The 25,567-nt window shown below is 57.4% G+C and carries 16 protein-coding genes; 6 read left to right on the forward strand and 10 right to left on the reverse strand.

Annotation, left to right across the window (positions count from 1 at the left end):
* Positions 1–160: 160 nt before the first annotated feature.
* On the reverse strand, positions 161–4,132 hold the full coding sequence (locus tag SH410x_RS14295; protein ID WP_473677141.1) for a PVC-type heme-binding CxxCH protein: 3,972 nt from the start codon (positions 4,130–4,132) through the stop codon (positions 161–163).
* Between the two features lie 795 nt (positions 4,133–4,927).
* Here SH410x_RS14295 and SH410x_RS14300 point away from each other — a divergent pair.
* The 3 genes from SH410x_RS14300 (at position 4,928) to SH410x_RS14310 (ending at position 9,348) form a co-directional block, all read left to right on the forward strand.
* Positions 4,928–5,917 carry a hypothetical protein gene (locus SH410x_RS14300; protein WP_473677142.1) on the forward strand — a complete coding sequence of 330 codons (990 nt, stop codon included), beginning with the start codon at positions 4,928–4,930 and terminating at the stop codon, positions 5,915–5,917.
* A 32-nt stretch (positions 5,918–5,949) separates the two neighbouring features.
* Positions 5,950–7,362 carry a sulfatase gene (locus tag SH410x_RS14305; RefSeq protein WP_473677143.1) on the forward strand — a complete coding sequence of 471 codons (1,413 nt, stop codon included), beginning with the start codon at positions 5,950–5,952 and terminating at the stop codon, positions 7,360–7,362.
* Positions 7,363–7,605: 243 nt separating this feature from the next.
* Positions 7,606–9,348 carry a sulfatase gene (locus SH410x_RS14310; protein ID WP_473677144.1) on the forward strand — a complete coding sequence of 581 codons (1,743 nt, stop codon included), beginning with the start codon at positions 7,606–7,608 and terminating at the stop codon, positions 9,346–9,348.
* A gap of 519 nt (positions 9,349–9,867) precedes the next feature.
* On the opposite strand, the gene SH410x_RS14315 is transcribed toward SH410x_RS14310, so the two are convergent.
* From SH410x_RS14315 to nadB, 4 genes are all read right to left on the reverse strand, one after another.
* On the reverse strand, positions 9,868–10,902 hold the full coding sequence (locus SH410x_RS14315; protein ID WP_473677145.1) for a hydantoinase/oxoprolinase family protein: 1,035 nt from the start codon (positions 10,900–10,902) through the stop codon (positions 9,868–9,870).
* Positions 10,886–11,785: a class I SAM-dependent methyltransferase gene (locus SH410x_RS14320; RefSeq protein WP_473677146.1), complete on the reverse strand. Its 900-nt coding sequence runs from the start codon at positions 11,783–11,785 to the stop codon at positions 10,886–10,888. Before SH410x_RS14320 ends, SH410x_RS14315 begins: the two co-directional genes overlap by 17 nt.
* A complete protein-coding gene (purQ, locus tag SH410x_RS14325) occupies positions 11,773–12,642 on the reverse strand; it encodes a phosphoribosylformylglycinamidine synthase I (RefSeq protein ID WP_473677147.1) in 870 nt (289 codons plus the stop codon). The genes SH410x_RS14320 and purQ overlap by 13 nt, the downstream gene beginning before the upstream one ends.
* A 92-nt stretch (positions 12,643–12,734) precedes the next feature.
* Positions 12,735–14,399, reverse strand: a complete 1,665-nt coding sequence (nadB, locus tag SH410x_RS14330) for an L-aspartate oxidase (protein WP_473677148.1) — start codon at positions 14,397–14,399, stop codon at positions 12,735–12,737.
* 509 nt (positions 14,400–14,908) lie between these two features.
* Between nadB and pssA the strand changes: the two genes are divergently transcribed.
* The gene (pssA, locus tag SH410x_RS14335; protein WP_473677149.1) at positions 14,909–15,916 is read left to right on the forward strand and encodes a CDP-diacylglycerol--serine O-phosphatidyltransferase; all 1,008 of its coding nucleotides are present in this window, start codon (positions 14,909–14,911) and stop codon (positions 15,914–15,916) included.
* Between the two features lie 97 nt (positions 15,917–16,013).
* Here pssA and SH410x_RS14340 read toward each other — a convergent pair whose 3' ends face one another.
* From SH410x_RS14340 to SH410x_RS14360, 5 genes are all read right to left on the reverse strand, one after another.
* On the reverse strand, positions 16,014–17,141 hold the full coding sequence (locus tag SH410x_RS14340; protein ID WP_473677150.1) for a thioredoxin-disulfide reductase: 1,128 nt from the start codon (positions 17,139–17,141) through the stop codon (positions 16,014–16,016).
* Positions 17,142–17,288: 147 nt separating this feature from the next.
* Complete coding sequence (locus SH410x_RS14345; protein WP_473677151.1) at positions 17,289–18,140, reverse strand: DUF6690 family protein; 852 nt, start codon at positions 18,138–18,140, stop codon at positions 17,289–17,291.
* Between the two features lie 168 nt (positions 18,141–18,308).
* Positions 18,309–19,715, reverse strand: coding sequence for a hypothetical protein (locus tag SH410x_RS14350; protein WP_473677152.1), 1,407 nt, complete (start codon positions 19,713–19,715; stop codon positions 18,309–18,311).
* A gap of 13 nt (positions 19,716–19,728) precedes the next feature.
* Positions 19,729–20,958: a pyrophosphate--fructose-6-phosphate 1-phosphotransferase gene (locus SH410x_RS14355; RefSeq protein WP_473677153.1), complete on the reverse strand. Its 1,230-nt coding sequence runs from the start codon at positions 20,956–20,958 to the stop codon at positions 19,729–19,731.
* Positions 20,959–21,339: 381 nt separating this feature from the next.
* Positions 21,340–21,618, reverse strand: coding sequence for a hypothetical protein (locus SH410x_RS14360; RefSeq protein ID WP_473677154.1), 279 nt, complete (start codon positions 21,616–21,618; stop codon positions 21,340–21,342).
* 117 nt (positions 21,619–21,735) lie between these two features.
* On the opposite strand from SH410x_RS14360, the gene SH410x_RS14365 reads away from it, so the two are divergent.
* The gene (locus tag SH410x_RS14365; protein ID WP_473677155.1) at positions 21,736–24,396 is read left to right on the forward strand and encodes a protein kinase domain-containing protein; all 2,661 of its coding nucleotides are present in this window, start codon (positions 21,736–21,738) and stop codon (positions 24,394–24,396) included.
* Positions 24,383–25,504 (forward strand): hypothetical protein, encoded by a 1,122-nt coding sequence (locus SH410x_RS14370; RefSeq protein WP_473677156.1) that lies wholly within the window; start codon positions 24,383–24,385, stop codon positions 25,502–25,504. Before SH410x_RS14365 ends, SH410x_RS14370 begins: the two co-directional genes overlap by 14 nt.
* Positions 25,505–25,567 lie beyond the last annotated feature (63 nt).

Genomic DNA, 25,567 nt, shown 5'->3' on the forward strand with positions numbered 1-25,567 from the left:
TCCAGAACAGGATCTTTAACAAGATCCACTACGGTACACCCGTCACTTATTGTGGCAGGCTCTCGACGGCCGCGAGAGCCAAGGATTCCTTGACTCTGAGAACTCGCCTCCGAACCTCGAAGAGGCTCGGAGGCTGACGAACGGTCGTTCGAGCTGAACGTCAGTTCTTAACTTTCGCCTGCTTTTTCAGCCGGTTGAGTTGCGGACGGCCACCCTCATTGACTTCCATGATGAATCGAACGAGATCCAAAAACTGGTCCCGGCTTTCTAAGGTGGCGGCAAGTCCAACGGGCATCGTTGAGACTTCCGACTTAATCACCTCTTCAACATCGTCCATCGGGATCACCCGCGGTTTACCTTGGTCAGCGGCAATACTGAGCGTGATGTTGTCCTCGGTTTCCTCGACGAGGAATCCTGACAGGACCGCGCCATCCACGGTGATGACGTTGACCGTCTGATAGCCAGCGAGGATTTTCGCCGATGGCTTCAAAATCGATTCGACGAGGTGCTCATCGGTAATGTCCTTCCGATTGCTCGTCAGTGCAGGCCCGAGCTGGTACCCCACGCTGACATCGTGACAGGTGGCACATCCAGTCTGCTCCCAGTAGAAGAGCTTTGCCCCTCGACCGGCATCGCCGCGCTCACGAGCATCGCGAACCAAACTCGCCACAGGTTCCGAAATCAATGCTTGCTCGAGTTCCGTATTGGCTATGTTCTCTTCCACCATTTCCGGACGACTTCCTTCTGGGAATGGATGCATTTCGAGCAGTTCCTCAGGTCGATAGAAACGCTGACGGTCCTCCGTCGCGGCACGAACTCGCTTGACATCCGCGGCCGTAACCTCGTCGGCGTCATTTCCCCAGCTGTTTCGAACGTAGGTCAATGCGCTGGCGATCTCCTCATCGTTGAACATATTCCCGATCGCGGTCATTGGAGGAACCCCGAGATCCGGCTCAAAGACCTTTCCGCGGACGCGAATTTTTCCCCAGATCCCATGCAGCGTCAGTTTGATTAATCGATCGGGATCGCCGTTGACCCATTCGCTACCGGCCAAGGGTGGGTAGACTCGAGCGACGCCCTCACCGCTGTCCCGGTGACAGGCGTAACAGGATCCCTCTTCAAAGAAAACCTGTTGGCCAAGGTTATACTTTTTGGCGAAGTTCTTGTCTTTGAACTTGTCGGACTTGGTCCGGTAGTCCTTCGGTTTCATCGCACCTTCGAGTTTGCCCGCGAGCAATTCGTTGTACTCAACCAGTAGGCTATCGGGGTCGACGAAACCGTCTTGGACCGCTTGCTCCACGTCTGGCTTGAGTAACATCATCGCGCTATTGAGAGCGTTGCGAATCCAGCGGTCGGTTTTGTAGGACGCCACCGTCAACAACACTTCGGCACCGGTTTTGCCACCGAGCCATGAGCCCGCCGAAAGTGCTTCGAGTCGCACACGAGGATGCTCGTCGGTCGCCGCGGTCAGCAGGTACGTATCAGGGTTGTCGAGCAAATGGAGACAGTGACGCACAACCCGTATGGCTGCAGCGCGGACGCGGTGGTCCTTCGCATGCAAGCACTCGTCGAGCAGTTCCGTCGAGGGTTCCTGTTGGCCCCACGTCGCCCAGAGGGCTTCCAAGACCAAACGCTCGTCGTCCGCATTCTCGCTGGCGAACTGTGCGGCGGCCGCGAGAACGGCCTGCTTGTCACGCCCACGCAGTTCCCGGTGAGATCGCTTGCGTGCGTTCACCTCGGGCAACTTCATGTTCTCGAAAAGCTGCTCGATGGAGGCACCCGCAATCGGCGGTGCTTCCACCAGGGGGCGATCGGAACGGGTGATTCGGTAGATCCGACCATACTCAGAGTTCCGCATCGGATCCCGGGCACTGTGTTGCATGTGACCGATCAGCGTGTTGTGCCAGTCAATGAAATACAGGCTACCGTCAGGTGCCACTTCCAGGTCGCAGGGTCGGAAATTACCGTCAGACGATTGGATCAGATCCTGACGGAATTTCCCCTTGATTTCGACGCCATCTTCGATGGTCTTATACTCTTTGATGCCGAGAAAACCAATCGTGTTGGCGTACAGATAGTCGCCTTGGACTTCGTCGGGGAAGTGACTGCTGTATAAGAATTCAGCACCAGAAGTCGGTCGGGTGTGGTGTTCGTAATTGAACTTGGAAACCTTGGCGATTTCTTTGGAGTGCGGGATTTTGATGGAATACCCCAGCATCCAGTACTGATCACCTCCGGATGCATCGTTCACGAACGTTTGACCGTATTCGTCATGGGCAACACCCCATGGGTTGTTGACGTCGAGTTGCATAACGCGTTCGACTTTCCACGACGTGGGATCAAACCGCCACACACCACCGTCGGTCATCCGCTGTGGTCCCCAAGGCGTTTCGACTTGTGAGTGCAGGAATCGGCCCTCACACATGTAGATGCCGCTACCATGGTCCATGTCGAACGCAGATATCGCATGGTGGGTATCGTGCGAATCGAATCCATCGAGCAAGTATTCCATTTGGTCTGCGTGGTCGTCGCCGTCGGTATCCTTGAGCAGTACCAAAAACGGTTCCTGGGACAAATAGACACCTTCGGGTGCCAACTCGAAACCGATCGGCATGTGCAGCCCATCAGCAAAGACCGTCTCCTTGTCCGCTCGACCGTCCCCATCGGTATCCTCGTAGATCAGGATCATGTCATTGGGCTTCGAATCGCCCGGTTTGTAATGCGGGTAACTCGGCAGCGTCGAAACCCACAACCGGCCTTGGTTGTCAAACTGCATCTGCGCGGGGTTGCCGAGGTTTGGGAATTGTTGCTCGGATGCAAACAGCGAAACGTCGTAGCCGTCCGGTAGCGTGAACTTTTCGATGGCTTCGGACTCGGATTTCAAGTAATCCGGCGTGCCATTCTTCGGGCTGAGCTGAAAGTTGGTTTCGACCGATGACAGGGGGCGGGTCATCGCATCGTCCACTTCAATCGTCGATGACTTGCCTTGGGCGATCGCCCAGATGTTCTCATCCCGCAACACAGTCATTTGACGGATCTTTTCGATCTCCTCGGGATAGTTGAAGTTTCCGTAGGGAGCCCAGCGGCGACCGTAGGCGTGAACGCCATTGAGCATGCGGTAATCGTTTCGCCAGAACCACGCTTTGTCTTGGACAGCCTGATGCAAGACGGAATTTTCCTCGGACGCATCGGGCGTCGCCTCAAAAAGTTGCTGCATCAGAACGGGGGCGAGTTTTTGATAGCCCGCCTCGGACAGATGCACACCGTTGATCGTCAGCGGTTCGTCGGAATTGGTGAACCACTCGAGCGTCGGCGTGAAGAGATCAACAAATCCGACGTTTTTCTCGTTCGCCACGGTCCGCACCGCGTCTGCGTATGCCTGCAAAATCACGTTTCGCTCGCCCGCATCGGGTAGGTTGAACTGCGGGAGTTCTTGCATCGCGATCGGTGTGGCCAGCACGAGACGCGGGGTCTCGCCGGGTTGACGGTCATAGGACCGTGAGAGCGTATGATCGACGAACGCACGCAGTTCGTTTTTGAAGTTTTCGACACCCTCCAAGCCGTCAAACGATTCATTGAATCCAAAAAATGCGACGATGGTGTTGGCTTTGACAATCGTCAACCATTCATCGGGCTTCGGATAATGCCCTTCGCCGAAGTGGCCTTGAATCTCCGGTCGGAATTTCTCCGCGCCGGGGAATGCCCACGGATCAGGTCTGCCGGCTTCCGGACGGAACGCGGGCGTGTGCCCGGGGAAACCCATATTGCGAAACGTCAGTTCCTGGTCCGGAAATTCTTGGTGGAGAGCCGTTTCGAATGCATTGAACAGCTCCATGCGAGCGGCCAGCGTGTTGCCGAGAAACACGATCGACTCGCCTTGACGCGGCTCCAATGGCAATGTCGTTGCTACCGCATCTCCTTCTACTGCAAGGGGTTGCAGATACTCGGGACGCACCCGTTTGGTCTGTTGCAGCTCTGCGTCGGTGACCGTTGTGATCACCTCCGGTGCCGAACGTTCTGAGGGGGCCCCATCATCGGCCATCACGCGCACAGCGGGACCGCCCAGGCAGGCGGCCATACAAGACAAGCCAACGAAACGTTTCAGTTGGCGGAGTGGAAAAACTGTTTTCATAGATAATGCAGGGCCTTGGCCGGCGAGGAAGAGATCGCCCCAGGGCAGGGTAGGTGTGGGGAGGAAAAGACTGACGATCGATCGGATCAGGTAGGATTATAGTCAATTGTAACGAACAAATCGACTCACAGTCCCCACGCTCGCTCGGTTGCCCTCCCAAGGCGTCTGTGAGACAGCCGCGTGAGCGACTCCCGAAACGGTGAGCGGCCTGCCGCCGGGGGGGATTGCGTGCTATCGAGACGAAAACCAGCCCATCCCTAAAAACGGGCGTGAGATCGGGCGTTGGCCGGCAAACGTTAGTCTCAAGAGCATTCGCTCTTACCGACGAACTCGAGACATCCGCAGGGGCAATTCGACGTCCGAAGCACATCCGACGAAGTCGTTCCGTATCGCCACGAGGCCTTCGTCCACCACCCGTCCACCAAACGCGGACCGTGGACCACGCGTTGACACGAATTTGTTCCAAAAGATTTTCCATGGTGTGCCAACCCACCGGCGCGATTGCACTCCCAGTCAAAAGCAACCAAAGTAGTGAACCAGATCTTCCTACTCTTGGAATCGCGGCTTAGGATGAAGTGTTTTTTGACGCTCACCTTTGCGGTCGGTCAGAGTCACCTCCGACGCAACGCTCATGGAATCAGCAGGCGACGAAGTGTCTTCCACACAATCCTTCCACGTAAGGAACGAGCGGAAGATAAGTGGCCGAACGCTCCGCGGTCGGAATGGTCGACCGCGGAGCGTTCGGCCACCATATCAGACAGTCATTTTCCTTTCGTTCCTAACCGAGACTCAATCTTGAACGGACCTCGACCTCTTGCCCCCATGCCGATGCGGCGGCAGCGATTTGCTCTGTCCGTGATCGTTTGCGTGCTCAGCATGACCTCATTGCCTGCCGCTGATTTACTGACGATTGATAACGGTTCAGTGAAGGTTGGCATCGATCGCGAGAAGGGTGGCGCAATCACGTGGTTGTCGTCAGAGGACTATCCGCAAAACATTGTCAACATCGCTGACCCCGGTCGCCTGATCCAGCAATCGTATTACGCTGGTCGCCGACTTGACCGAACTTCGGAAGGACAAAGTAAGTCCTGGAGTCCTTGGTCATGGAACCCTATTCAGGGTGGTGGTGTCGGTAGTGGCGGCCAAAATGGAACTTGGGCGCGAGTGACTGCGTTCGAAAAATCGGATGGCACCTTGTACTCGGAAACCATCCCCAAACTCTGGGACATGGCCGATGAAGAGGCGGAGGCGGTGATGCGTCAATGGACTTCGTTTGAACCCGACATGCCCGGTGTGGTTTGTGTGCAATGCCAAATCCAAACAACCCGGGATGAACATGATCCATGGGGCAAAGCAAGTATGAACCCGCAAGAAATCCCTGCCTGCTACTTCACTCGCAACTTTGAAACGGTACAAAGTTACCTTGGCGATGGAGAGTGGCGAGCAGAACACCAGAAACCGGGTCCGCCATGGGGACACGCCAATCCGCCGCTCAAAGCGATGGCGATGTTCGACTCCGCCGGCCAGGGTGTCGCAGTCTTCTCTCCAACCTCCCGCGAAAAATGGAACTTTGGTCCTCACGGGTCTGGACTCAGCAGCAATCCAACGGACGGCCCCTGCATGCACGTTGCACCAATCGACCGCGTGACATTGGGACGCAAGTCAACGTTTCGCTATCGCTATTGGCTCATCGTGGGTGACGAAACAGAAATCGCCTCGCGGTTGAATGCACTCTGGACAAAATACTCAGCCGAACAGTCTCACCTCAACGAACCTTCCCAATAATCCGCCCGGTAACTCTCACCTCAATCTTCCCCATGAAACCAATCCTTGCATTCCTATTCTGCGTCGCTCTTGCGTCCGCGTCAGCGGTCGATGCCGAACAGCCAAACGTGTTGCTGATATCGATCGACGATCTCAACGATTGGGTTGGGTGTCTCGGCGGACATCCCCAAGCAAAGACACCCAATATTGATCGTCTCGCGGAAATGGGGACGCTGTTCGAAAATGCACATTGCCAGTCGCCCGTCTGCAATCCGTCACGGGCGAGCATGATGACCGGTCGGTACCCACATTCGACCGGGATCTACTTTCTTTCACCAGACTTGAAACAGGCTCCGGTTCTCGAAGGCGTCAAGACGATGCCGGAAGTTTTCGCGGCTGCCGGTTACAAAACCATGGCAACGGGAAAGATTTTCCACACCGGTGACAAACGTTTTTTCCAGGAGTACCAACCCTCTGGCGGATTCGGCCCCGTGCCGAAAAAGAAGATCTCACAGCCACACGGTCATCCGCTCTGGGATTGGGGTGTCTACCCCGACGACGATAACATGATGCCCGATATGAAGGCCGCAAAATGGGCCGCCCGTCAATTGGAAATGAAGCACGACAAGCCGTTCTTCATGGGTGTCGGGTTCTATCGCCCCCACGTACCGATGTATGCGACTCAAAAGTGGTTCGACCTGCATCCAATCAAAGGCATCAAGCTGCCGGTCGTTCGCGAGGACGATCGCGATGACCTAAGCCAATACGCCATCGACCTGACCAACCTCATGCATGTTTCACCCACGCACGAGTGGGTAACCGAAGCGGGTCAGTGGGAACACGCGGTGCAATCCTATCTGGCATCGGTGAGCTTTGCCGATCACTGCTTGGGATTGGTTTTAGATGGACTGGAATCAAGTGACTATTCGGACAACACGATTGTCGTGCTGTTCTCCGATCATGGTTTTCACCTCGGTGAGAAGCAGCGATGGGCCAAACGCTCGCTCTGGGAAGACGGTACGCGAGTGCCGATTGTCATCTCCGCGCCAGGATTCAAAGGCAACCAGGAAACGAACCAGCCTGTCGAACTGTTGGACATTTTCCCAACACTTCTCGATCTCGCGGGCTTACCCGCTGATGCCGACCAGGAAGGGCAAAGCCTCGTTCCGCTGATGAAAAACCCCAATCAAGAGTGGATCCATCCTGCGATCACCAGTTTTGGTCTTGGAAACTTCTCGATCCGAACGGCCCAATACCGCTTCATCCAATATCTCGATGGCTCACGCGAACTCTACGATCTGACAAACGATCCTCACGAATGGAACAATCTCGCATCGGATCCTGAGTACCAATTGATCATCGCCCAACACGCCGCGTTCCTTCCCAAGTACCAACACCCTGTCTTACCCGGTAACTCGACAGGTCACCAAGCGTACAGTGCAGCGAACGCGAACATGGCGAAGTAGTTCGATAGCTGTCAAGCATTTTTGCAGTGTGATCTTTTGGATCTGTCGCTTGGGACCCTTGTCCCGAGCGAGAAACCCTGCATCGGTTCAGCGAGATGAAGACTCGGACGGGCCAACGGTCCCAACCTACGTTCGAAATGTGCTTTACAGGCTTGCCCTGATTGGGACGTCAGCCACGCGGCGTTTACGATCAAGGTTCTACACGAATTCTGGAACTGACATCCCAACCGATTTTCTGACATCATGAAACCTGAATCCATAACCTTACTTTCCCTGCTTCTTGTTGCACTGTTTTCCGCGTCGGCGGCAGGTGCGGAAGATCACACCAAGCCGAATGTGATCGTGATCCTCGCGGACGATTTAGGGATCGTTGATGTGAACGCCTACGCAAAAAAGTTCACTGGCGTTGAACCGGCGCAGATGTACTACGAGACGCCGAACCTGGATCGACTAGCCACGGAGGGACTGGCGTTCTCGCAGGCCTATGCCTGCCATCTCTGTTCCCCCGCCCGCGCCAGTTTGTTGACGGGCAAGTACGCGGCACGCACGGGATTCACGACCGCTGTCGGCGGAAATGTAAGAACGTTCTACAATCAAGCCATCGAACCGCCGCAAGGCTATGTCGCTCAGGACGCACTCGTTTGGCAGGACAAGATTGATATCCAACAAGCCTTGCTCAACGGCACCACCCGCGATGGGCTAGCGTCCGGCCAACCATCAGACAATGGCGAAAACGAAACGACGATCGCAGAAGCGTTGACCGACCATAACTCGGCCTTCATTGGAAAGTGGCACGTGGGCGGTCATGGATCACAGGGCTGGCAACCTTCGGATCAAGGTTTTGAAGAACTCTCCTACTTCGACGAAGGCGGGTCGCCGTACTTCCATTGGCGCGGGATTTGGGACAGCGGTAAACTACTGTTTCCCACAACACCTCAATCGAAATTGCAACGTGGAAAATCCGGGGGAAACCTTGGCCAGGAGTACCTGACAGACGAACTGACCGAGCATGCGGTGAATTTCCTTCGCCGACGAGCTGATTCACAGGCTTCCGGTGGCAAACCGTTCTTCCTGCATTTTTGTCACTTCGCCGTCCATACGCCTTTCCAAGGACGCGCAGACGATGTGGCGTACTTTCGACAGAAACCGACGCGAGGTTGGAACGGCCACGACAATCCGGTGTACGCCGCGATGGTGAAACGGTTGGACGCGTCCGTCGGTCGGATTCTCGATACGCTCGAGGCAACGGGTTTGGATGAGAATACATTGGTCGTTTTCATGAGCGACAATGGCGGTGTCACCTACACGGATCCCGTCGCGACGAACAACGCACCTTTCAAAGGCGGCAAGGCGTTGCACTTTGAAGGCGGAATTCGCGTTCCGCTGGTGGTTCGTTGGAAAGGCCATGTCGACGGAGATCGATGGAGTAACGTGCCCGTGGACTGCAACGATATTTTCCCGACGGTATTGGAGTTGGCCGGCTACGATGTGTCCCGCTATACCCAGCCTGGTGGCATCGACGGCCGCAGTTTAGCGCCACTGCTTGACGATCCAGCCAATACGAAGGGCGAATACCCTCGCGACACGTTCTATCAGCACTATCCACTCAATGTGATCGTGAAGAACCCAGAAGACGGGCTTCCATCGGCCCCTTCATCAGCCGTCCGGCAAGGGGATTGGAAACTGATCTTCGATTGGTCCGGCACGCTGCGTTTGTACAATGTCGCCGACGATCCTTTCGAGAAAAACGAATTGTCCGCTGAGATGCCAGAGAAAACACGATCGCTGTTCATCAATCTAAATGATTGGATCGATGAAAACATCGATGTCAAATACACGCCGGCGCTCAACCCTCATTATGATCCGTCCAAAGAATCTCGTTCGCGACCGTTCGTTGATCTGCGTCGTCAGTATCTGGGAACAGAACGAGCGATTCGGCCGTCCGACAGCGATCCCCGGTTCAAGCTAATTCCGGACGGCAGTTAGCGTCACACGAGCACTTCCAACTCGTTTCCCATGCGACGGACTGGCGTTGGAAACGATGATCGTTGCCACCTCGAGACTTGTCGACGCTCTTGGCTGGAGTGACACGACACTCTATGACACGAAACGGCTCGACCGAACACGGCAATAGCGAGCGTTCGTCGCGGCCGGGTATCACCGTCCATCAGGCCGATTCTGCCAGTCCACTCTGTTCGTCGATACCTGCGGGCATTCCCGCGCGGCATCGAAGCACCTCACTAAACGGCGATTTTCCGACCGCGACGCTGACGGCCGCCCGCCTGCGGACAGCCTGCATGCGGGCGATCGGAAGCTGATCCGAATCTTTCGCCGCCGCGATGCTGGACAGACCGCAGCGATGCCGGAAAGCACGACCACCCGTTGTTCAGCCTCCAGGACGACATCGCTGAGAAGAATCGTCTCGGTGGTACGTTCCCATGCCGCGCGTGCGTGATCGGGATGGATTGGTCCCACGATGTTGATTCGATGATCGAGCCAGCAGGATCACCGGTGGAGCACCGCGACCGCCCAGGCCGGCGCGACGCGGGACATGCCCGGTGGTAGCTCGGTCTGCAAGTCAATGATGGTGCGGGATCCAGGAGACACCGCAAGGTCTTGACCGTGGCCGCTGAGCACACAGATCGCGGCGGGCTGGGATGGGCTGGGTCGGCGTTCGTCGACCAATTGCTGCCACCAGTGATCTGCTGCGGCGACGATCGGGCGCGACGCTGCCGAGACGATCTGTAAGGCGATCTCGGTAACCTGGTTGTGACTGATTTGATCGCGGTCCAGAGCGACCATCCGCGCCAGTCGCGATCGGGCGTGAATGCAATCTCGGGGCTGGCCATCAGCGGTACCGAGATCCTCCGGAGCCTCTGCTTGCAGACCGAGCCATAGCCGAGCATCGTCGATCGTCGCGAACCCTTCCTTCATCACGGGGACCGACTTGCCACCGAAATCCAGTTGCGATACCAACGCGCACACGGGAGTGCGGCGACAGCCGATGTAGACCAGCGACTGATCCGCGAGACGCTCAAAATCGGTACGAGATTCCGTTAGTACCTGGCCACCGGAAATAGCAATCACGTCAGTGGTCGTGGAGCCAACGTCGATCAACAACGCGTCCGCAGCGATTCGCTTGCCGATACAGCTGGCCAGGGCGTGCCAGTTTGACGCCGCGATACGTTCCCAATTTTGCGTGGCATCTGCCGCACCATAAAACCGCCCGTCGGTGCCATAGAACGAAGCCGACTCCAGTGCACAGCGTGGCAAACATTGCATCACGTGATCGACAATGTGGGAGACGCCCACGGCGCGTTTTGGAAAGCAGTCGGCGAGTTCGCCCGTCATGGTAACCGCGAGGTGGCGAACGCCTACGAAGTGAGCAATATCCGAGACGAGCTGCTCGGTGAGTTCACGCCAATGCGTCCACATGGCAAAGGAACGATCAAAGCAACGACCGTCCTCGGTCGCATATTTCAAGTTCGCCCCCCCAATATCGATGCCGAGAATATCTGTGCGGTCAGCTATCTCGGCCATCGTTGACTTGCTCCATTTCCCTGCGAAAGACGTATTCGTTACAGCCCCATCCGGAACCGACGGTGCGGAGATTCTCCAGCACGAAACCATGGCGGCGAAGCGGCATGATGATTGCCTCTGGCGTGGCGACTTCAAAGGGGAGACCGCCAACCCAGTCCACCCAATCGTGCCAGACACTCATGCCGCGGTCCGCACGTTTCGCACGCCAATCCGCAAACGGGAGTGGATTGCGTCGGCGTGCCAATCTCGCCAAGGCGAACTTGGATTCATAGACGCTCGCGACGGCAGCGACGTATGCACCACGCATGAGAGCAGGCAATGCATGATAGCCGCGTTTGATGGCGTGCCAACGACGACTCGGTCCGCCTTGATCGTTGTAGATCGCGAGCGCGAACCAACCGCCCGGCGCAACACGCTCGGATGCTCTGTCAATCGCCGCAACCATGTCACCGGTATGATGCAGCACACCCCAGCTGTAGACAATATCGAAACTCCCCAACGCTGCCATGTCGCCAACGTCGAGCACGGAGAGTTGACGGACATCCCAAGTCGGACGATTCTCAGCTGCGGCGACACCCGCGCTCAGCGACGCGGAGTACTGATCCTTCAATCGGCGGGTGCACTCAACGCTATCACGATCAATATCGATGGAGACAACCGAGGCACCTAGCGACACAGCAGCGAGTGAGAACAGACCGCTGCCTGAGCCGATGTCGAGGAAGGTTTTGCCTGCCAGAGGGAGTGAAAGCTCGGTGTCGAGTTGGAACAACTGCCGCAGCGAGATGACAGCTTGCTCCGCTCTTGCCGCGTCGACCTGTTTGAGAAACGACGACCAGTTTTTCCCAAAGGCAAAGCGTGTCTCGTCCGATGTCAAGCGAACCACTCGACTGCGTTGCGAAACATTGCGAGCCCATCACCTTCGGCGGGCTGTGTCTTGCGCCGTGTCCAGAACGGATGCTGGGTCGCATCGATGTGTCGTTCGGGGTGTGGCATCAATCCAAAAACGCGACCCGATGCGTCGCAGACGCCTGCGACATTGGCGTCGCCGCCGTTCGGGTTACTGGGAAACTCCAAGGTTTCGGATTGAATTTCACCGGACTCGTCGCAGTACCGCAGCGGCAGACGACCGGTGCTGCGAAGTTGTTCGAGGGAGTCTGCATCGCGAGCGACGAACTTGCCCTCGGCGTGCGCCATTGGCAAATACATCTGTGTGATGTTTTTCAGGAACACACACGGTGTCTTGTCGACCGCTAGACGGACCCAGCGGGTTTCGAAGCGACCGTGATTGTTCCACGTTAGCGTTGCAGGTGGCACCTCATGCGGCGAGCTCGAATCGCGCGCCCAGTTCGAACTCGACGCTTCATCGCCACCGCCGGCCACGCCGGCTGCCTGAGGCGCTTCGACACCGGCGGTTAAGACCCCCAAACGCATCAAAACTTGCATGCCGTTGCAGATACCCAGCACCAGATTATCACCGCTGTCGACGAAATGATGAATCATGTCATCGAGGTGGTGCCGCATCCGCGTCGCGAGAATGCGTCCCGCCGCAATATCATCGCCGTAGCTGAACCCACCTGGAATACACAGGATTTGGTACCGTTTGTGTAGCGCCGGATTATCCATCAGGCGGCCAACATGGACCCGCTCAGCCGTCGCGCCAGCGGCTTCGAAGGCATGAGCGGTTTCCACATCACAGTTGGTGCCAGGGGCACGAAGTACAAGAACGCGTGGAGCAGACATTGCCAGAGCGGGAGTGAAAAGTAGGGGGATGTGAGACGTCAGAAAAGGCGATTGAAAGAGTTTTCTCTTTGCTAGAAAACTTACTCGTTTATTTACGAGGGGGCAACGTGGTCGGCGGTGGGGCGGGTGATCAATTCACCTCGCTGTGGGTAGCCTCCATCGACATCAATCTGCTGTGTTTGATGGCAGCGCCATTTTTCATTGTCTGTTTCGGGGAAATCGCTGCGGAAATGCACGCCTCGTGATTCGCAACGAGCCAGTGCTGCTGCCGTCATCACGGACGCGGTCAGCAACAGATTCTGCAGCTCCCAGCCCTCGACGCTATCGAATTGGTGTGGCATGACGTACGCTGAGAGGGATTGAATCTGTTCATGGGCCTGCGCCAGATCGGCGCCAGATCGCTTCACGCCAACGAGTCGGCCCATCAAGCTCTTGAGCGATACGCGGACGTCGGCGATGTCAAACGCCAGTGTTTGCTCGCGTGGGGTCTGTTGAATCCGGTACGCCAGCATCTTATGGGGCCCCTCGGCCGCAGAGCGACTCGCGGCCTCCCCCGCATGCGCTCCATAGACGAGTCCTTCGAGCAAACTGTTGCTCGCCAATCGATTGGCTCCGTGCAGTCCCGAGCTCGTGACTTCCCCGGCCGCCCATAATCCGGGCAATGACGTGCGTCCCTGACTGTCCACGCAAACGCCGCCGATCATGTAATGCGCTCCCGGGCGAACGGGAATCCGATCCGTGGTGATATCGAGACCAAATTGCTGGCAGGTCTCCGCGATACCGGGAAAGCGGCTGCGGACATGATCGGGATCCAGGTGAGCGAGGCTCAGGAAAACGCAGGGTTGCGAGGCCTCGCTCATCTGGCTGACGATCGATTGGCTGACAATGTCACGCGGCGCCAGCTCGGCCCGATCGTCGTATTTGGGCATGAACCGCTCGCCGCGCGAATCGATGAGATGGGCTCCTTCGCCCCGGACCGCTTCGGTGATCAGAGAGCGTGATGAGCCGGCGATATAGAGCACGGTTGGATGAAACTGGATGAACTCCATGTCGCGAAGTTGAACGCCCGCGCGATAGGCGAGCGAAGTTCCATCGCCGGTGGCGACGGCGGGATTGGTTGATTCACGAAAAACTTGACCAACCCCCCCCGTGCATAGAATCGTTTCCTTGGCCCAGACCATCGTGGGCTGCTTGCCGTCACGGACAATGACGGCACCTCGGCAACGACCTTCGAGGGTCAGGAGATCGACGGTAAAGGCATTCTCCCACACGTCGATATTACTGGCCGCACGGGTGTGTTCGATCACCGCGCGCATGATTTCACGGCCTGTCGCATCGCCCATGGCATGGACAATTCGCTCGTGCGAGTGGCCTCCTTCTCGGCCCAAGGCGAGTTCGCCGGCGTGTTTGTCGAACTGAGTGCCCCACCGAATCAGCTCCTCAATTCGCAGCGGCCCTTCGCGAATGACCCGCTCGACGACATCACGGTCACACAGGTTCGCACCCGCGATCAAGGTGTCGCGGATATGATCGTCGAAGCAATCGTCGGGATCGAGGACGCCCGCAATCCCGCCTTGCGCGTAATTACTGTTGGATTCTCGCAATTCATCTTTCGTCACGACGAGTACCGACAGGTTCGGCTCGACGGCATGAGCAGCACGTAGCCCTGCCAAACCACCACCAATGATGAGCACGTCAGTGAACCGGTGATTGGCGCGACGCGAATCAAAGGGGACTAGATAGCGAGGCGTGATCATAGCGGGCGCGGCAACGGCGAGGGAGGCAAATGCAAGGCGGACGTGTTCTCGACAAACGCGTATTGTACTCGCTACTCTTGTTCTCCATGAGCACCCCGACCAATTCTGCCGCACCCACACTTCTATCACGACCGGTAGGACGCGAAACAGTGCCACAACCCGGCGGGGCGGCCGCGATGGGGCCGAACCTGAAACCGATCGCGAGGCATGGCGCCGTGACCGTGCCACGTGAGTGGGTGAGGCCCTCTTTGGTGGGGCGGATTATCCGGATCCCGCAGATTACCGGGGCAGGTCGACCGCTGGATTACTCGCCGAGCACGTGCCGAGTCCGCTTTTCCATGTGCGCAGGCGGATGGGATGATTAGACTGAAACCGCTCGCCGAGTCGTTTCTTTCCTGTCACGCAGCTGTTACGGTCACACCCGCGATCGGCGAGACGAGATTCACCCGGCCGACTGCTTTGCCCCGCTATCAGATAGATCCCCCACCCGAATTGGACACGCTCGGATCATGAGTGAACTCAAACCGCGGCAGCCCGATTCAGAGGGTCCGGAGCCCGCTGACGACTCGGACCTCAATCCCCCCCGCATGTCCAGTAGGCTTGCTGCGGACGAGATTGACGGAGACGACGACTCGCCCAAGGCGAGCCGCTATCGTCGCCGGCGCAGGCGACACTCTCGGAAACGGCGACGTTTAACTCTCGCGGTGTTGCCCACCGTTCTGACCTTAGGCAATGGCGTTTGCGGATTAGCCGCGATCGCGATCGCCGTCAGCACCAGCACCCTCGCCTGGGATTTGGAAACGAAACTCTATGCTGCGGGGCTACTGATTTTCGGTGGCATGTTGTTCGATGCGCTCGACGGTTCCGCCGCCCGCCTGACGGGCCAGGCCAGCCGGTTTGGCGCCGAACTCGACTCGCTCTGTGATGCGGTCACTTTTGGGGTGGCGCCTGCCGTCATCGTGTGGCGAATCAGCGATGCGTTGCCACAGCGATTGACCTGGGCGATCGGTGTGTTGTTCGCCATCTGTGTACTCCTGCGTTTGGCTCGATTCAATGTCGAGACGCCCGAGGATGACGATCACGAGGGGTTTGAAGGATTGCCGAGCCCCGCCGCCGCAGGCACCCTGGCTGCCTTCGCCATCGCGATTCCTGACGTGAAGTTTTACGCGACCTCAGACGAATACCCGGTGTGGATTGGGAAAATGAGTGCGTGGACGTTGGAAGCGTCCCACTTTTTTATCCCTGTCCTGGCCGCGATCCTCGCGTTCCTGATGGTCTCCCGATTTCGCTACCCACACGTTTTTGCCCAGTTATTGCGGGGCCGGCGAACACCCAATCAAATCGGCCAGGCGCTATTCGCGGTCGTCGGCGTGGTGCTGTTGCACTGGGTCGCCTTGCCGCTGATGCTCTGTTACTTCAGCTTTGGCTCACCTCTGCGATCGTTCTTCGGAAGATATCGCGGAGGAGCAGGTACGCCGTCGAACGAGAATGACGAAGAATCAGCAGTTCGCGGCTAACAGGTGGGCTGGAGATCACTGATGGACTAGGGCATCGAGGTGCCCACATGCCCAACGCTCAATCGCGTTGGGCGAATCACAGCCTTCGCGATGCAACTCAGTCCGCAGCCGATGCGCTGACCGCTGATTCTTGGCTTGCCAGGAACCGCTCGGAATCAAGCGCCGCCATGCAACCGGTTCCGGCCGACGTGATCGCTTGCCGATAGTAATCATCCGCCACGTCTCCAGCGGCGAACACACCGGGCACATTGGTGTGGGTGCGGAATGGTTGGGACCACTGGATGTAGCCTGCCGAATTCATTTCGACGGCTCCCTCGAGAAACGCTGTATTGGGCGTGTGACCGATGGCGACAAACATACCGCCCACTTTGAGTTCGCTCACCGAATCGTCCACGGTGCTCTTAACCCGTAAACCCGTCACGATTTTCCCGTCGCCCAGCACTTCGTCGACGACGGTATTCCATTTCATTTCAATATTGGGGTGGTTCAGGGCGCGATCTTGCATCACCTTGCTCGCACGCATCTCGTCACGGCGGACGATCAGGTAGATCTTGTCAGCGCCCTTCAGATTAGCGAGATAGGTGGCTTCCTCGACCGCCGAATCACCACCGCCGACCACGGCCAGCGGTTTACTGCGGTAGATTGGCAGAGCACCATCGCATACCGCGCACGCGCTGACGCCTTTGTTCTTATAGTCCTCTTCGCTAGGCAGCCCCAAGTAGTTCGCTCGCGCCCCCGTTGCAATGATCACGGTATGCGCTTGGATCGGTTCGCCCGCGGCAGGGTAGAGCGTGTGCGGCGACCCCGAAAAATCGACGCGTTCGATGTCGTCACTGACCACTCGCGTGCCAAAATTCAGGGCTTGCTGCTTCATCAGCTCCATCAACTCGGTGCCTTGAACGGCATAGTGAGGCTGGTCATCACGAGTGTGCCCGGCGGGAACCGGCGGCAGGTTGTAGTGGCGGTCTTTGCTAACAGCCGACTCCACAAAGGCTCGTACGTTCCCGGCCGGGAAGCCTGCGAAGTTCTCAACTTCCGTCGTGTAGGCCAGTTGCCCCAAGGGGATCATGTCGGGGCGAAATGTGCCTTCGTACAAAACCGGATCGAGGTTCGCCCGGGCTGCATAAATCGCCGCTGACCAGCCTGCTGGGCCGCTTCCAATGATGATCGTTTTCTCGGGACCGTCGCTGCCGACGGGGCGGGGAGTGTCAGAAGTCGAAGACATGTCGATTCTCGAAAAAAGTGGTTCAGACAACAGCTCTGTGCTGGCGCGGACGCACCCCGAACTCGCGGGAGACGCCGAAGGAGCGGCCAGTATACGGAAAACAATAGGTTCATTACAGGCTAGACGCCGCCTGAATCAATCCTCACGCTACCAACGTCCGGTCCATTGATCGGCGTGCACGATCCGGCGTGCCTCTTCGCTAATTCCATAGCGCAGATTGGGTTGATTGAGTTCGAGGAACACCGTGTATTTCTGGTGCACTGCATCACTGAAAACCACCGGAGCATGCGAAATTCGCAACAGGTGAACGGGGATGCCGTTCCAACGCCGCGTGTAAACGCCAGCGTCGAGGGAGTGCTCCGCTTGCAATCCGTAATGGCTGGTCAACGTGGCGACAATCCGCTCGGAGTCTCCCGTGAACCCGTGCAGATTGATCCGCTGGATGGCACCGGAGTGATCGAAATAGTAGGTCAGAGTACCCGCCAAATCGTCAGCGCGGATCCCGGTGACGACGGGGACGCGCAGCCCTTCAAGCTGCAGATCTGCGAGCACGGTCGAAACCCGTGAAAATCGATCGAGAATCATCGGAGGTGTCAGGTCGAAACGCAGCGCCTCTCGAATGTCCGTGACATTGTTTCCCACCAGACTCGGCGCGGTGGATTGGTCGACAGGTACCGCTCCGAGTTTTCGTGCGAGCTCGTCATCATAGCGATACTTCTCCGATGAGATCGGTCGTAGCGTTTCCACCTGATAGTGCGAATGCACCGGATAGTCGCCCGAGACGGCGGGCGACGGCGCGTCGCCACCCCCTGATACCGTGCCGATGATTTGTTGCTGCACCGTTTCGACCGTCTCGCGTCCCCATTGTGTCTGGTTTGCAACGTACGGAGTACCGACAGCGGCCGCGAGTACCGTAGCTTGTCCCAATTTCCCGCCGATCATCCTTGCCTCTCCGGCCTGCCCATGCGATGCGTAATTGCCGGTGGACCCGCTGCCCACCGTCTAACATCGGATTCATCGTCGCATCGACTGTTTCGCCATCGCAAAAAGTTGCCACACCGCGACAGAGCATACGATCAGGTTAACCCAAGCAGATGACACGACCCCAGGGATCGCTGCGGGTCGCTCCACCGATCCGAAAGATGAATCGCAGGACAGTCCACGACACTATTGATTCTCGCGATCCCCAGTCTTGACGATCTCATCGAGGTCAATTCGGTACAACACTTGGTTGTAATCGTAGCGAGGTGTTGGCGTTGGGTTGCCCGAGAATTGTTGGGTGTAGGTTCCCTCAAACAATACAATGGGCGAACCTGGAGGGGAGAGGTCCGCGTGAATCCGCGGGTTGTAAAACGTGTATTGCTGGTGACTGAGCACCTTGACCGCGTTTTCCCAAGGGCCCGTCGGTGAGTCTGCCTCCGCGTACCAAACTTCGCCGAGCAACGAAGGCTTTCCGAATCGCTGCACAAAAATCGTAACCCAACGCTGGCGGTAGTCGTTCCAAGCGATCGAGCCACTGTGCGGCTCGATCTCAGCGTCATCTTCGGCCGCGCGAATGGTCTCCTGCGGAGAAAGCGGTTCCCACTGCGCGGGATCCTGCCACGCCTCGAACGTAGCCGGGCATCGCATCGTCGGCAGGGGATCGCCAAGCAGCATCCACCGCTTGTCCTCAGCATCGGTGAAGAACGCGGGATGGCCTTGCGGCAGGACTGCGGGTGGTCCCTCGCCATCGGATTTCTTCCACAGTACTTTCAGCTGCTGAAACTTCTCTGCTTCATCATCCCACACGCAGAGACCTTGCTCGTACGCTTCCAATGGCGGCTTGATTTTTGCGTAGAACGCAACGAGTTTCGGATCGCTATTCTGATCCGGTAGGCTCACGTACCCACTCAGCCAGGTTGGCCCACTACCGGGCATTTTCGCAACGCCTCGCAGGCTCGAATTTTTATCGCGAAAATAGTCGTACCGCATGCGTAAGGGCGGCTCAAGCGTCTCGAGAGGTTGCACGCTGGTCGTCGCGCTGCTGCTATCAAAGATACCCAGCGGATAGCTTGCGAGCGTCGTATCGCCCCACAGCCAAAACCGCCGGCCGCGATGCTCGGTCGTCTGCACACTGTCCGAACCGAACACACCGCTCTCACGCCAATCGAGGTCGCCGCCGAGTCGCTGGCTGTGGGCAAATTGCCCCGCACCGGTCAACCTTCCAAGCCGTTTGGCCAGCATCGTTCGCGACACTTCCACCCGCGTCGCCCCACCCGCGGTGGGACGTAAACGCACGCCGCGAAAACCGAATCCGTCCGCAGCCACCTCGTACCCATCACTCCGAACGTGGAAATACACTTCGCGATCGATCAGCTCGGGCGAGTCAATCGCGATCAAGCCAGCGTTGTCAGTAACAAAGGTGAGGTGGTCGGTGGTTTCCAACACAACGAGCGGCACGGGCCACCCGCTCTCTTTGTCAACGACTTCGATCCGAAACGGACTGGTTGCCGGCTCGGCAGAACTTTGGCTAACCGCAATGCAAAACCAAAGGGCCCATACTACGGATTGAGTGAGTTTTCGTGTGGGGATCATCCTCGCAAGTGTATCAGACGTGCTGGGTTTGCACGGCACCATGCTTGGGTTGGTCAATCCCGGAGAGCAAATCCCCGAACCACGCAACGTCGATGTCGAAGGGCTTGCCGCCTTGGATGCGATCGAATTCAATCGCTCGCAGCTCGCCACCGCGATCCTCGTCGTGGCCGATCACGCCGCCGTCGCCCGTCAACGCACACTGCACCGCCTTGCGGGCACACTCACCGATCAAGGCGATGTCTTCTTCATTGGCTGCTGCCGCCCGAGCATAGTAGCCGCTCTTCTGAATCAGTGTCTTTTCAGCACCAAGCATGTCGGCGAACTGTTTGCCAAACCATTTGCCAGGGTTGACCGCGTCGAGTTTGTAGTGGCCAAACGCGTCCCGAGGCACATCTTCACCACGCGATTCCATCTCCTCCACGATCGTATCAACGCCGGCTCCTTCGGAGATGAAAATGTTGACGCAGTCGTTTTGGTCCATGATCGCCCGCAGCCGCTGGGCTTCGGCTTCCAGATCGAAACGCATCTCGGGGATATACACGCCGTGCACTTCGACGCTCTGGCGAGTCAGTCCGATCGCAGGCAGGAAGTTCGTATTGTCAAGCCGCTCGCGGTACTTCATCGCGGTCGCCGCAGTGAGCCACCCACAATTGCGACCCATGACTTCGTGCACGATCAGCATTCGTGGGTTAGCGCTGTGCTCGGAAACGACATTCTCGAAAAACTTCGCGCCCATTTCGGCGGCTGTCCACGCCCCCAAACTCTGTTGGATCGGGATGACATCGTTGTCGATCGTCTTGGGCAGTCCCACAACGGTGAGTGCGTAGTCGTTTTTCGCTAAAAACGCCGCTAAATCCGCCGCGGTGGTGTTGGTATCGTCGCCGCCAATGGTGTGCAACACATCGACACAATCGCGGCGAAGTTGCTCAGCGGCGACCTGCAGCGGGTCTTGCCCTGGCTCGACCAAGCCCCGTTGAACACAGTCATCGACGTTGGTCAATTTCACGCGACTGTTGCCAATGGGACTGCCACCGTGCTCATGCAAAATCACCGCGTGTTCTCGAATTTCAGGCGTCACGAGAAAACTGTCGCCCAACAGCAAACCCTTGTATCCCGACCGGTAGCAGATGATTTCAATCTCCGGCGATGTCTCTGTGTATGCCTGAAGAAGTGCACCAATGGCCGACGAAAGACAGGGGGCGAGTCCCCCCGCCGTGAGAATTCCAACGCGTTTGACCGACATAAGTAGAGTTTTCCTGAACGTGGTGCGGATGCAGGTGAATAAACGGGCGACAGATTAGCGAATTGTCGTCGAATCGTCGCGGGTGCAAAGGGGGAGTGCCCTGGACCGCTAAACCTTTCGGGTTGCAAGGCGTTTGCATTGCGCAGGTTTTCTTCTGCATCTCGGCCTCCTGAAGACCAGACCCAATTGTCCACTCTCCCCTCTGCCCCACGCTGTGCGGGGTAGAGGGGAGACGGGGACGTTTTTGCTTCGCTTGGAATGAAAATGCAAGGCAGGATGATAGCGTCAACCCCAAAGATTTAGCGGTCCAGGGGTGCCCCACTCATCGAAACACCGTCGCCGTGCGAATCCCTAACCACTCCCTCGCGGCAGACAAAATGGCTAGCTCTGATGAGCAACCAGCCACTCGGCCAGCGGAAATTCGTCCGCAGCGATCATTTTCGCCCGTCGCAACGATCTCGCCGCATGCAAACGAGCATGCCCAGCAAAAGTGTCCAGCGTGTTCCTCGCAAAATCGATCCCCGCGGCCACTGGCTTCCCCGCTCCGGCAATCTCGCTGCCAAACTCTCCGCTCAGTCTCACCCCCACGATGCCTGGGAATCCAATGAGCGACCCAAACAATTCAGGATCGCCGAACCCGTCGTTTAGGCGACTGAGCAAAAATCCGTTTGCCAAGTTGGCGAAACTCTCTATCTTGATGCATGATCAGTGGCCGCTCGCTCGTGCGACGCTGAAATCACCATCATACATTCGTGAGGCAAAGGAGGGCCCCGGATCATGAGCGCAGCTTCGATCAGTGACGTCGTCACGTCACCCGCCCGCGAGACTCAGCGACTCGTACCAGCATCGCCTGGTGTGCTTCCGATGTCCGCGACCATGTCACCCGCGACGCTCGGTGATTATGAATTGCATCGTGAAATTGGTCGTGGGGGGATGGGCATCGTCTATGAAGCCACCCAGATTTCCCTGCGGCGAAGCGTCGCGATCAAGACGCTGCCGTTCGCCGCCGTGCTCGATCAACAGCAGATCGCGAGATTCCGTAACGAGGCCCAAGCCGCCGCCTCGTTGCATCATCCCCACATCGTTCCGGTCTATGCAGTTGGCTGTGAACGCGGCGTGCACTACTACAGCATGCAACTGATCCAGGGCGACACCCTGGAACAGACACTTTCAACCCTGCAAGCCAATGAGGCTGCGAAGCAGCGGGGAAAGAAACTCTCCGAGCTGCGACGAGTTGAAGCAAGACAAGCCGCTGCGGAACTGACCGAAGAATTGCATCTTGGCGAGCCGGGTGAAGCGAGCCCCCAAGCGGCACGCAGTTTTGCAGGTGAGGCGACCTCTCGAGCCGTGAAGGATCATGGCAGCACGGTCCAATCCGTACGTGATCGCCACAGTATCCGCTCGGTCGTGCGGCTGTTCGTGGACGTCGCCGAGGCACTTGACTATGCCCACGAGCAAGGCGTTGTCCACCGTGACATCAAGCCTTCCAACCTACTCATTGATGGCTCAGGCAAAATTTGGGTCGCCGACTTCGGACTCGCACGCTGCCGGGGAATTGGCAATCTCACGACCGAAGGGAGTGCGCTCGGCACCGCCCGCTACATGAGCCCCGAGCAGATCGCGGGGCGATCGCAAGCAGTGGACCATCGGACGGATGTTTATTCGCTCGGTATCACCCTCTATGAGATGCTGACTCTGCAGCCAGCATTCTCGGCGCCGTGCCGAGAACAACTCATGCGGGCAGTGGAATTTCAGCAACCCACTCCGCCACGACAACTCAATCCGAAATTGGATACCGATCTCGAAACGATCATACTCAAATCCATATCGAAGAATAAGGACGAGCGTTATGCCACCGCAGGTGATATGGCTGACGACCTCCGCCGCTATTTGGACGGCCTCCCCACCCACGCACGCCGGCCAGGAAAAGTCGACTTGGCTCTTCGTTGGGCAGTCCGCCATCGGCAGATGGTGCTGCTTTCGCTCTTTTTACTGGCGATGACCCTCGTAGGCTTGACCGTCGCCATCGCGATGATCACGCAACAGCGCCGCAACGCGGTGCAGCAGAATAAGCTCGCGCACGTGCACCTCAACTCAGCATTCAATTTTATTGACCGCTTCAATGGGATGGCCGTTGAGCAACTACAGGAGCTGCCCGGTGGCGACAAACTGCTGCGCGACATCCTATTGGAATCCCAGCAGTATGCTACGAAGTTTCTAAACTTCGCTGAGGGGGATTCATCGTTCACCGTCGAAACTGCCAAAATTCATTTTCTGCTAGGGTCGATTGAGACGAAGTTGGGCCATCCGAAGATCGCGGAAAAAAATTACCAGCAGGCAATCAATCAGTTTGCCGATCTCAGACGATCCCACCCCAACGACATCAAGATCGCTGTCGAACATGCGATCTGCCTTCACTGCCTAGCGACTCTGCGCAAACGCCATGGTCGCTACCAAGACGCCATGCAGCTTTACGAGAATGCTACGGAGCTGCAGCAGAGGGTGCTCGCCATGCCTGGCGACCCTCGCCCGATGATGGCCCTCTGGTCAGCGACACAAACCAATTTTGCAAAATTGCAGTATGAATGCGGTGACGTCGACGTCGCGATCGATCGGATGACGACCACCGAATCCAAACTTGTACAACTCATTCGAGATGATCCCCAAAACGCCAACTTGCGTCTGCCCTTGCTCGAATGCCGAAATACCTTGGCGGGACTGACTTCGGATACTAAGCCTGCACTCGCAGAAGAACTGTTTCGCAAAAACATCGCTGCCTTGGATGCCTTTCCACAATCAACACCTGCGACTCCGAACTGGAGTATCTCGGGAGCAAACGAGACAGCTGGATTGTTTGCGTCACTTTCCCCTGACTGTCGACGCGGCGTCGCTCAAAATAATCTCGCGCACCTGCTTGCCAAAACGCGAAATTATTCGGAGGCCGTCGAGCTGACGACGTCTGCCATCGAAGCGTTTGAACACGTACTGTCGACTAACCCAGATGATCGAGTGGTGCAGCAGCAACTTGCCGTCGCACAAAATAATCGGGGACAGATTCTATTCAGCCGAAGTGACGACGGCGACATCGACGAGGCCGAAGCAGCCTTTGAGCAAGCTCAACAATCGCTCCGAGTGCTGATCTCCGTTGACAGTGACCCCCAGTGTTTGAGCAGTTTGGCGGGCGTGCTGCATAATTTGGGCTATGTCAAGCAACAGCGTGGCCAGCTGGAATTAGCCGTGAAGGACCTGACCACTGCCATCGAGATGCAATCCCTAGCGGTGCGAAAGGCGCCGATGAACGCGATCTTCAGGAAGTATCTCCAACTTCACAGCGAGTTGCTCGATCAGCTATTGCACAAAATCAATCCACCGGCAAACTCGTCTAAGCGTGCTCGGCAGGTGACCACAAGGAAGGTAGGTCTTCATGTTTACTCATAGAACGACGAGTCGGACCGACAAGCGATACGGGGCAAGAAGGATTCGTGGCATACTCGAGCAGCTCGAGTCTCGCAAATTGATGGCTGGCGACCTCAACATGGGGGCGTATGCAATCAACAGCAACGTGCCCGTCAGCGACCCACCCCCAGCTTACGAGCAACCCATCCAGCCCGCTGCGACTGCAGCGACTGTCGTGCTTCCACAGGCGGATCGCGGCAGTCTCAGCGATGTTGATGCTGCTTTGACGGGAAGCGATTCGTGGTTGCCTTCGGGTTTCATTCCATCCTGCCCATCGAACAAACTTAGTAACGTCGCGTCCGAAAAAACGTTCGTCGAAAATGGCGGTGCCGAGGCCAGTCTCACTGAGGATGTGAAGCCTCTGGCGACGCCCCAGGCACTCGGCAACACGGGTGCCCAGGGACCACGGGACAGAATAGCTTCTCGAACGCGGGCGGCGAGCGAGACCTGCGGAACTCTGCCACTCTCGTCGGTGGGTACGGGACCACAATGTTTCTTGAAGATTTCCGATGCGACCGGACCGGCATTCCAAGCCAAAGTGGCCGCGGACGACTTTCACTACTTCGCCACCGACGGGGATCAACACCCGATCGATGGCCCGTCGTTGGTCGATCAATCACTTTTGGAACATGTTCAGACCGATACCTTCATGGCGATGGCACTGCTGCCCGCTACCCAGTCTTCAAGAGAGGAAGACGCTTCAAAGCTGGCGAGCCAGTCTGAATCCGGAACCCGCCGCGAGGACGTTCCGGGATTCGCTGCTGACATCGATGCTCTGGACCTGAGTTCGCTTCGAGAATCAGCCCTGGTTGCCGAATCAAGCGGAATTTCCTTCTCCGTAACCTTCCTCGCAGCCGCGAGGGAGTCGATCTCGGCCGCCGTCGCATGCGTCATGAGCATGGACTGCTTTTCCGGCTCGCAGGACAACGGGGACGCCTCGTTGGTAGCCAAGCTCAATGAAAACCGATATCAGTTCGCTGCATTTGCCTTCGTTTTCACCGTCGTCACCCTGCGGATGAACTGCACCGAATCCGAGCCGGAAAACTCCCATCGGGATGCCGAGCAAGAAGCTTCTCGGAAATCGACTTAGGGCCCCCAGTCGAATCTTAACTTTGCGTTCTCGATTGTCGCTACGCAACATTGGACTACACTA

This window comes from Rhodopirellula sp. SH410 (genome assembly GCF_055811895.1).

Bases quoted from the DNA above. Each gene is read 5' to 3' on its own strand.
- SH410x_RS14355 (WP_473677153.1), bottom strand. From the start codon at position 20,958: ATGTCGGTCAAACGCGTTGGAATTCTCACGGCGGGGGGACTCGCCCCC.
- SH410x_RS14340 (WP_473677150.1), bottom strand. From the start codon at position 17,141: ATGTCTTCGACTTCTGACACTCCCCGCCCCGTCGGCAGCGACGGTCCC.
- SH410x_RS14370 (WP_473677156.1), top strand. From the start codon at position 24,383: ATGTTTACTCATAGAACGACGAGTCGGACCGACAAGCGATACGGGGCA.
- SH410x_RS14310 (WP_473677144.1), top strand. From the start codon at position 7,606: ATGAAACCTGAATCCATAACCTTACTTTCCCTGCTTCTTGTTGCACTG.
- nadB (WP_473677148.1), bottom strand. From the start codon at position 14,399: ATGATCACGCCTCGCTATCTAGTCCCCTTTGATTCGCGTCGCGCCAAT.
- SH410x_RS14295 (WP_473677141.1), bottom strand. From the start codon at position 4,132: ATGAAAACAGTTTTTCCACTCCGCCAACTGAAACGTTTCGTTGGCTTG.
- SH410x_RS14350 (WP_473677152.1), bottom strand. From the start codon at position 19,715: ATGATCCCCACACGAAAACTCACTCAATCCGTAGTATGGGCCCTTTGG.
- SH410x_RS14305 (WP_473677143.1), top strand. From the start codon at position 5,950: ATGAAACCAATCCTTGCATTCCTATTCTGCGTCGCTCTTGCGTCCGCG.
- SH410x_RS14315 (WP_473677145.1), bottom strand. From the start codon at position 10,902: ATGGCCGAGATAGCTGACCGCACAGATATTCTCGGCATCGATATTGGG.
- pssA (WP_473677149.1), top strand. From the start codon at position 14,909: ATGAGTGAACTCAAACCGCGGCAGCCCGATTCAGAGGGTCCGGAGCCC.
- purQ (WP_473677147.1), bottom strand. From the start codon at position 12,642: ATGTCTGCTCCACGCGTTCTTGTACTTCGTGCCCCTGGCACCAACTGT.
- SH410x_RS14365 (WP_473677155.1), top strand. From the start codon at position 21,736: ATGAGCGCAGCTTCGATCAGTGACGTCGTCACGTCACCCGCCCGCGAG.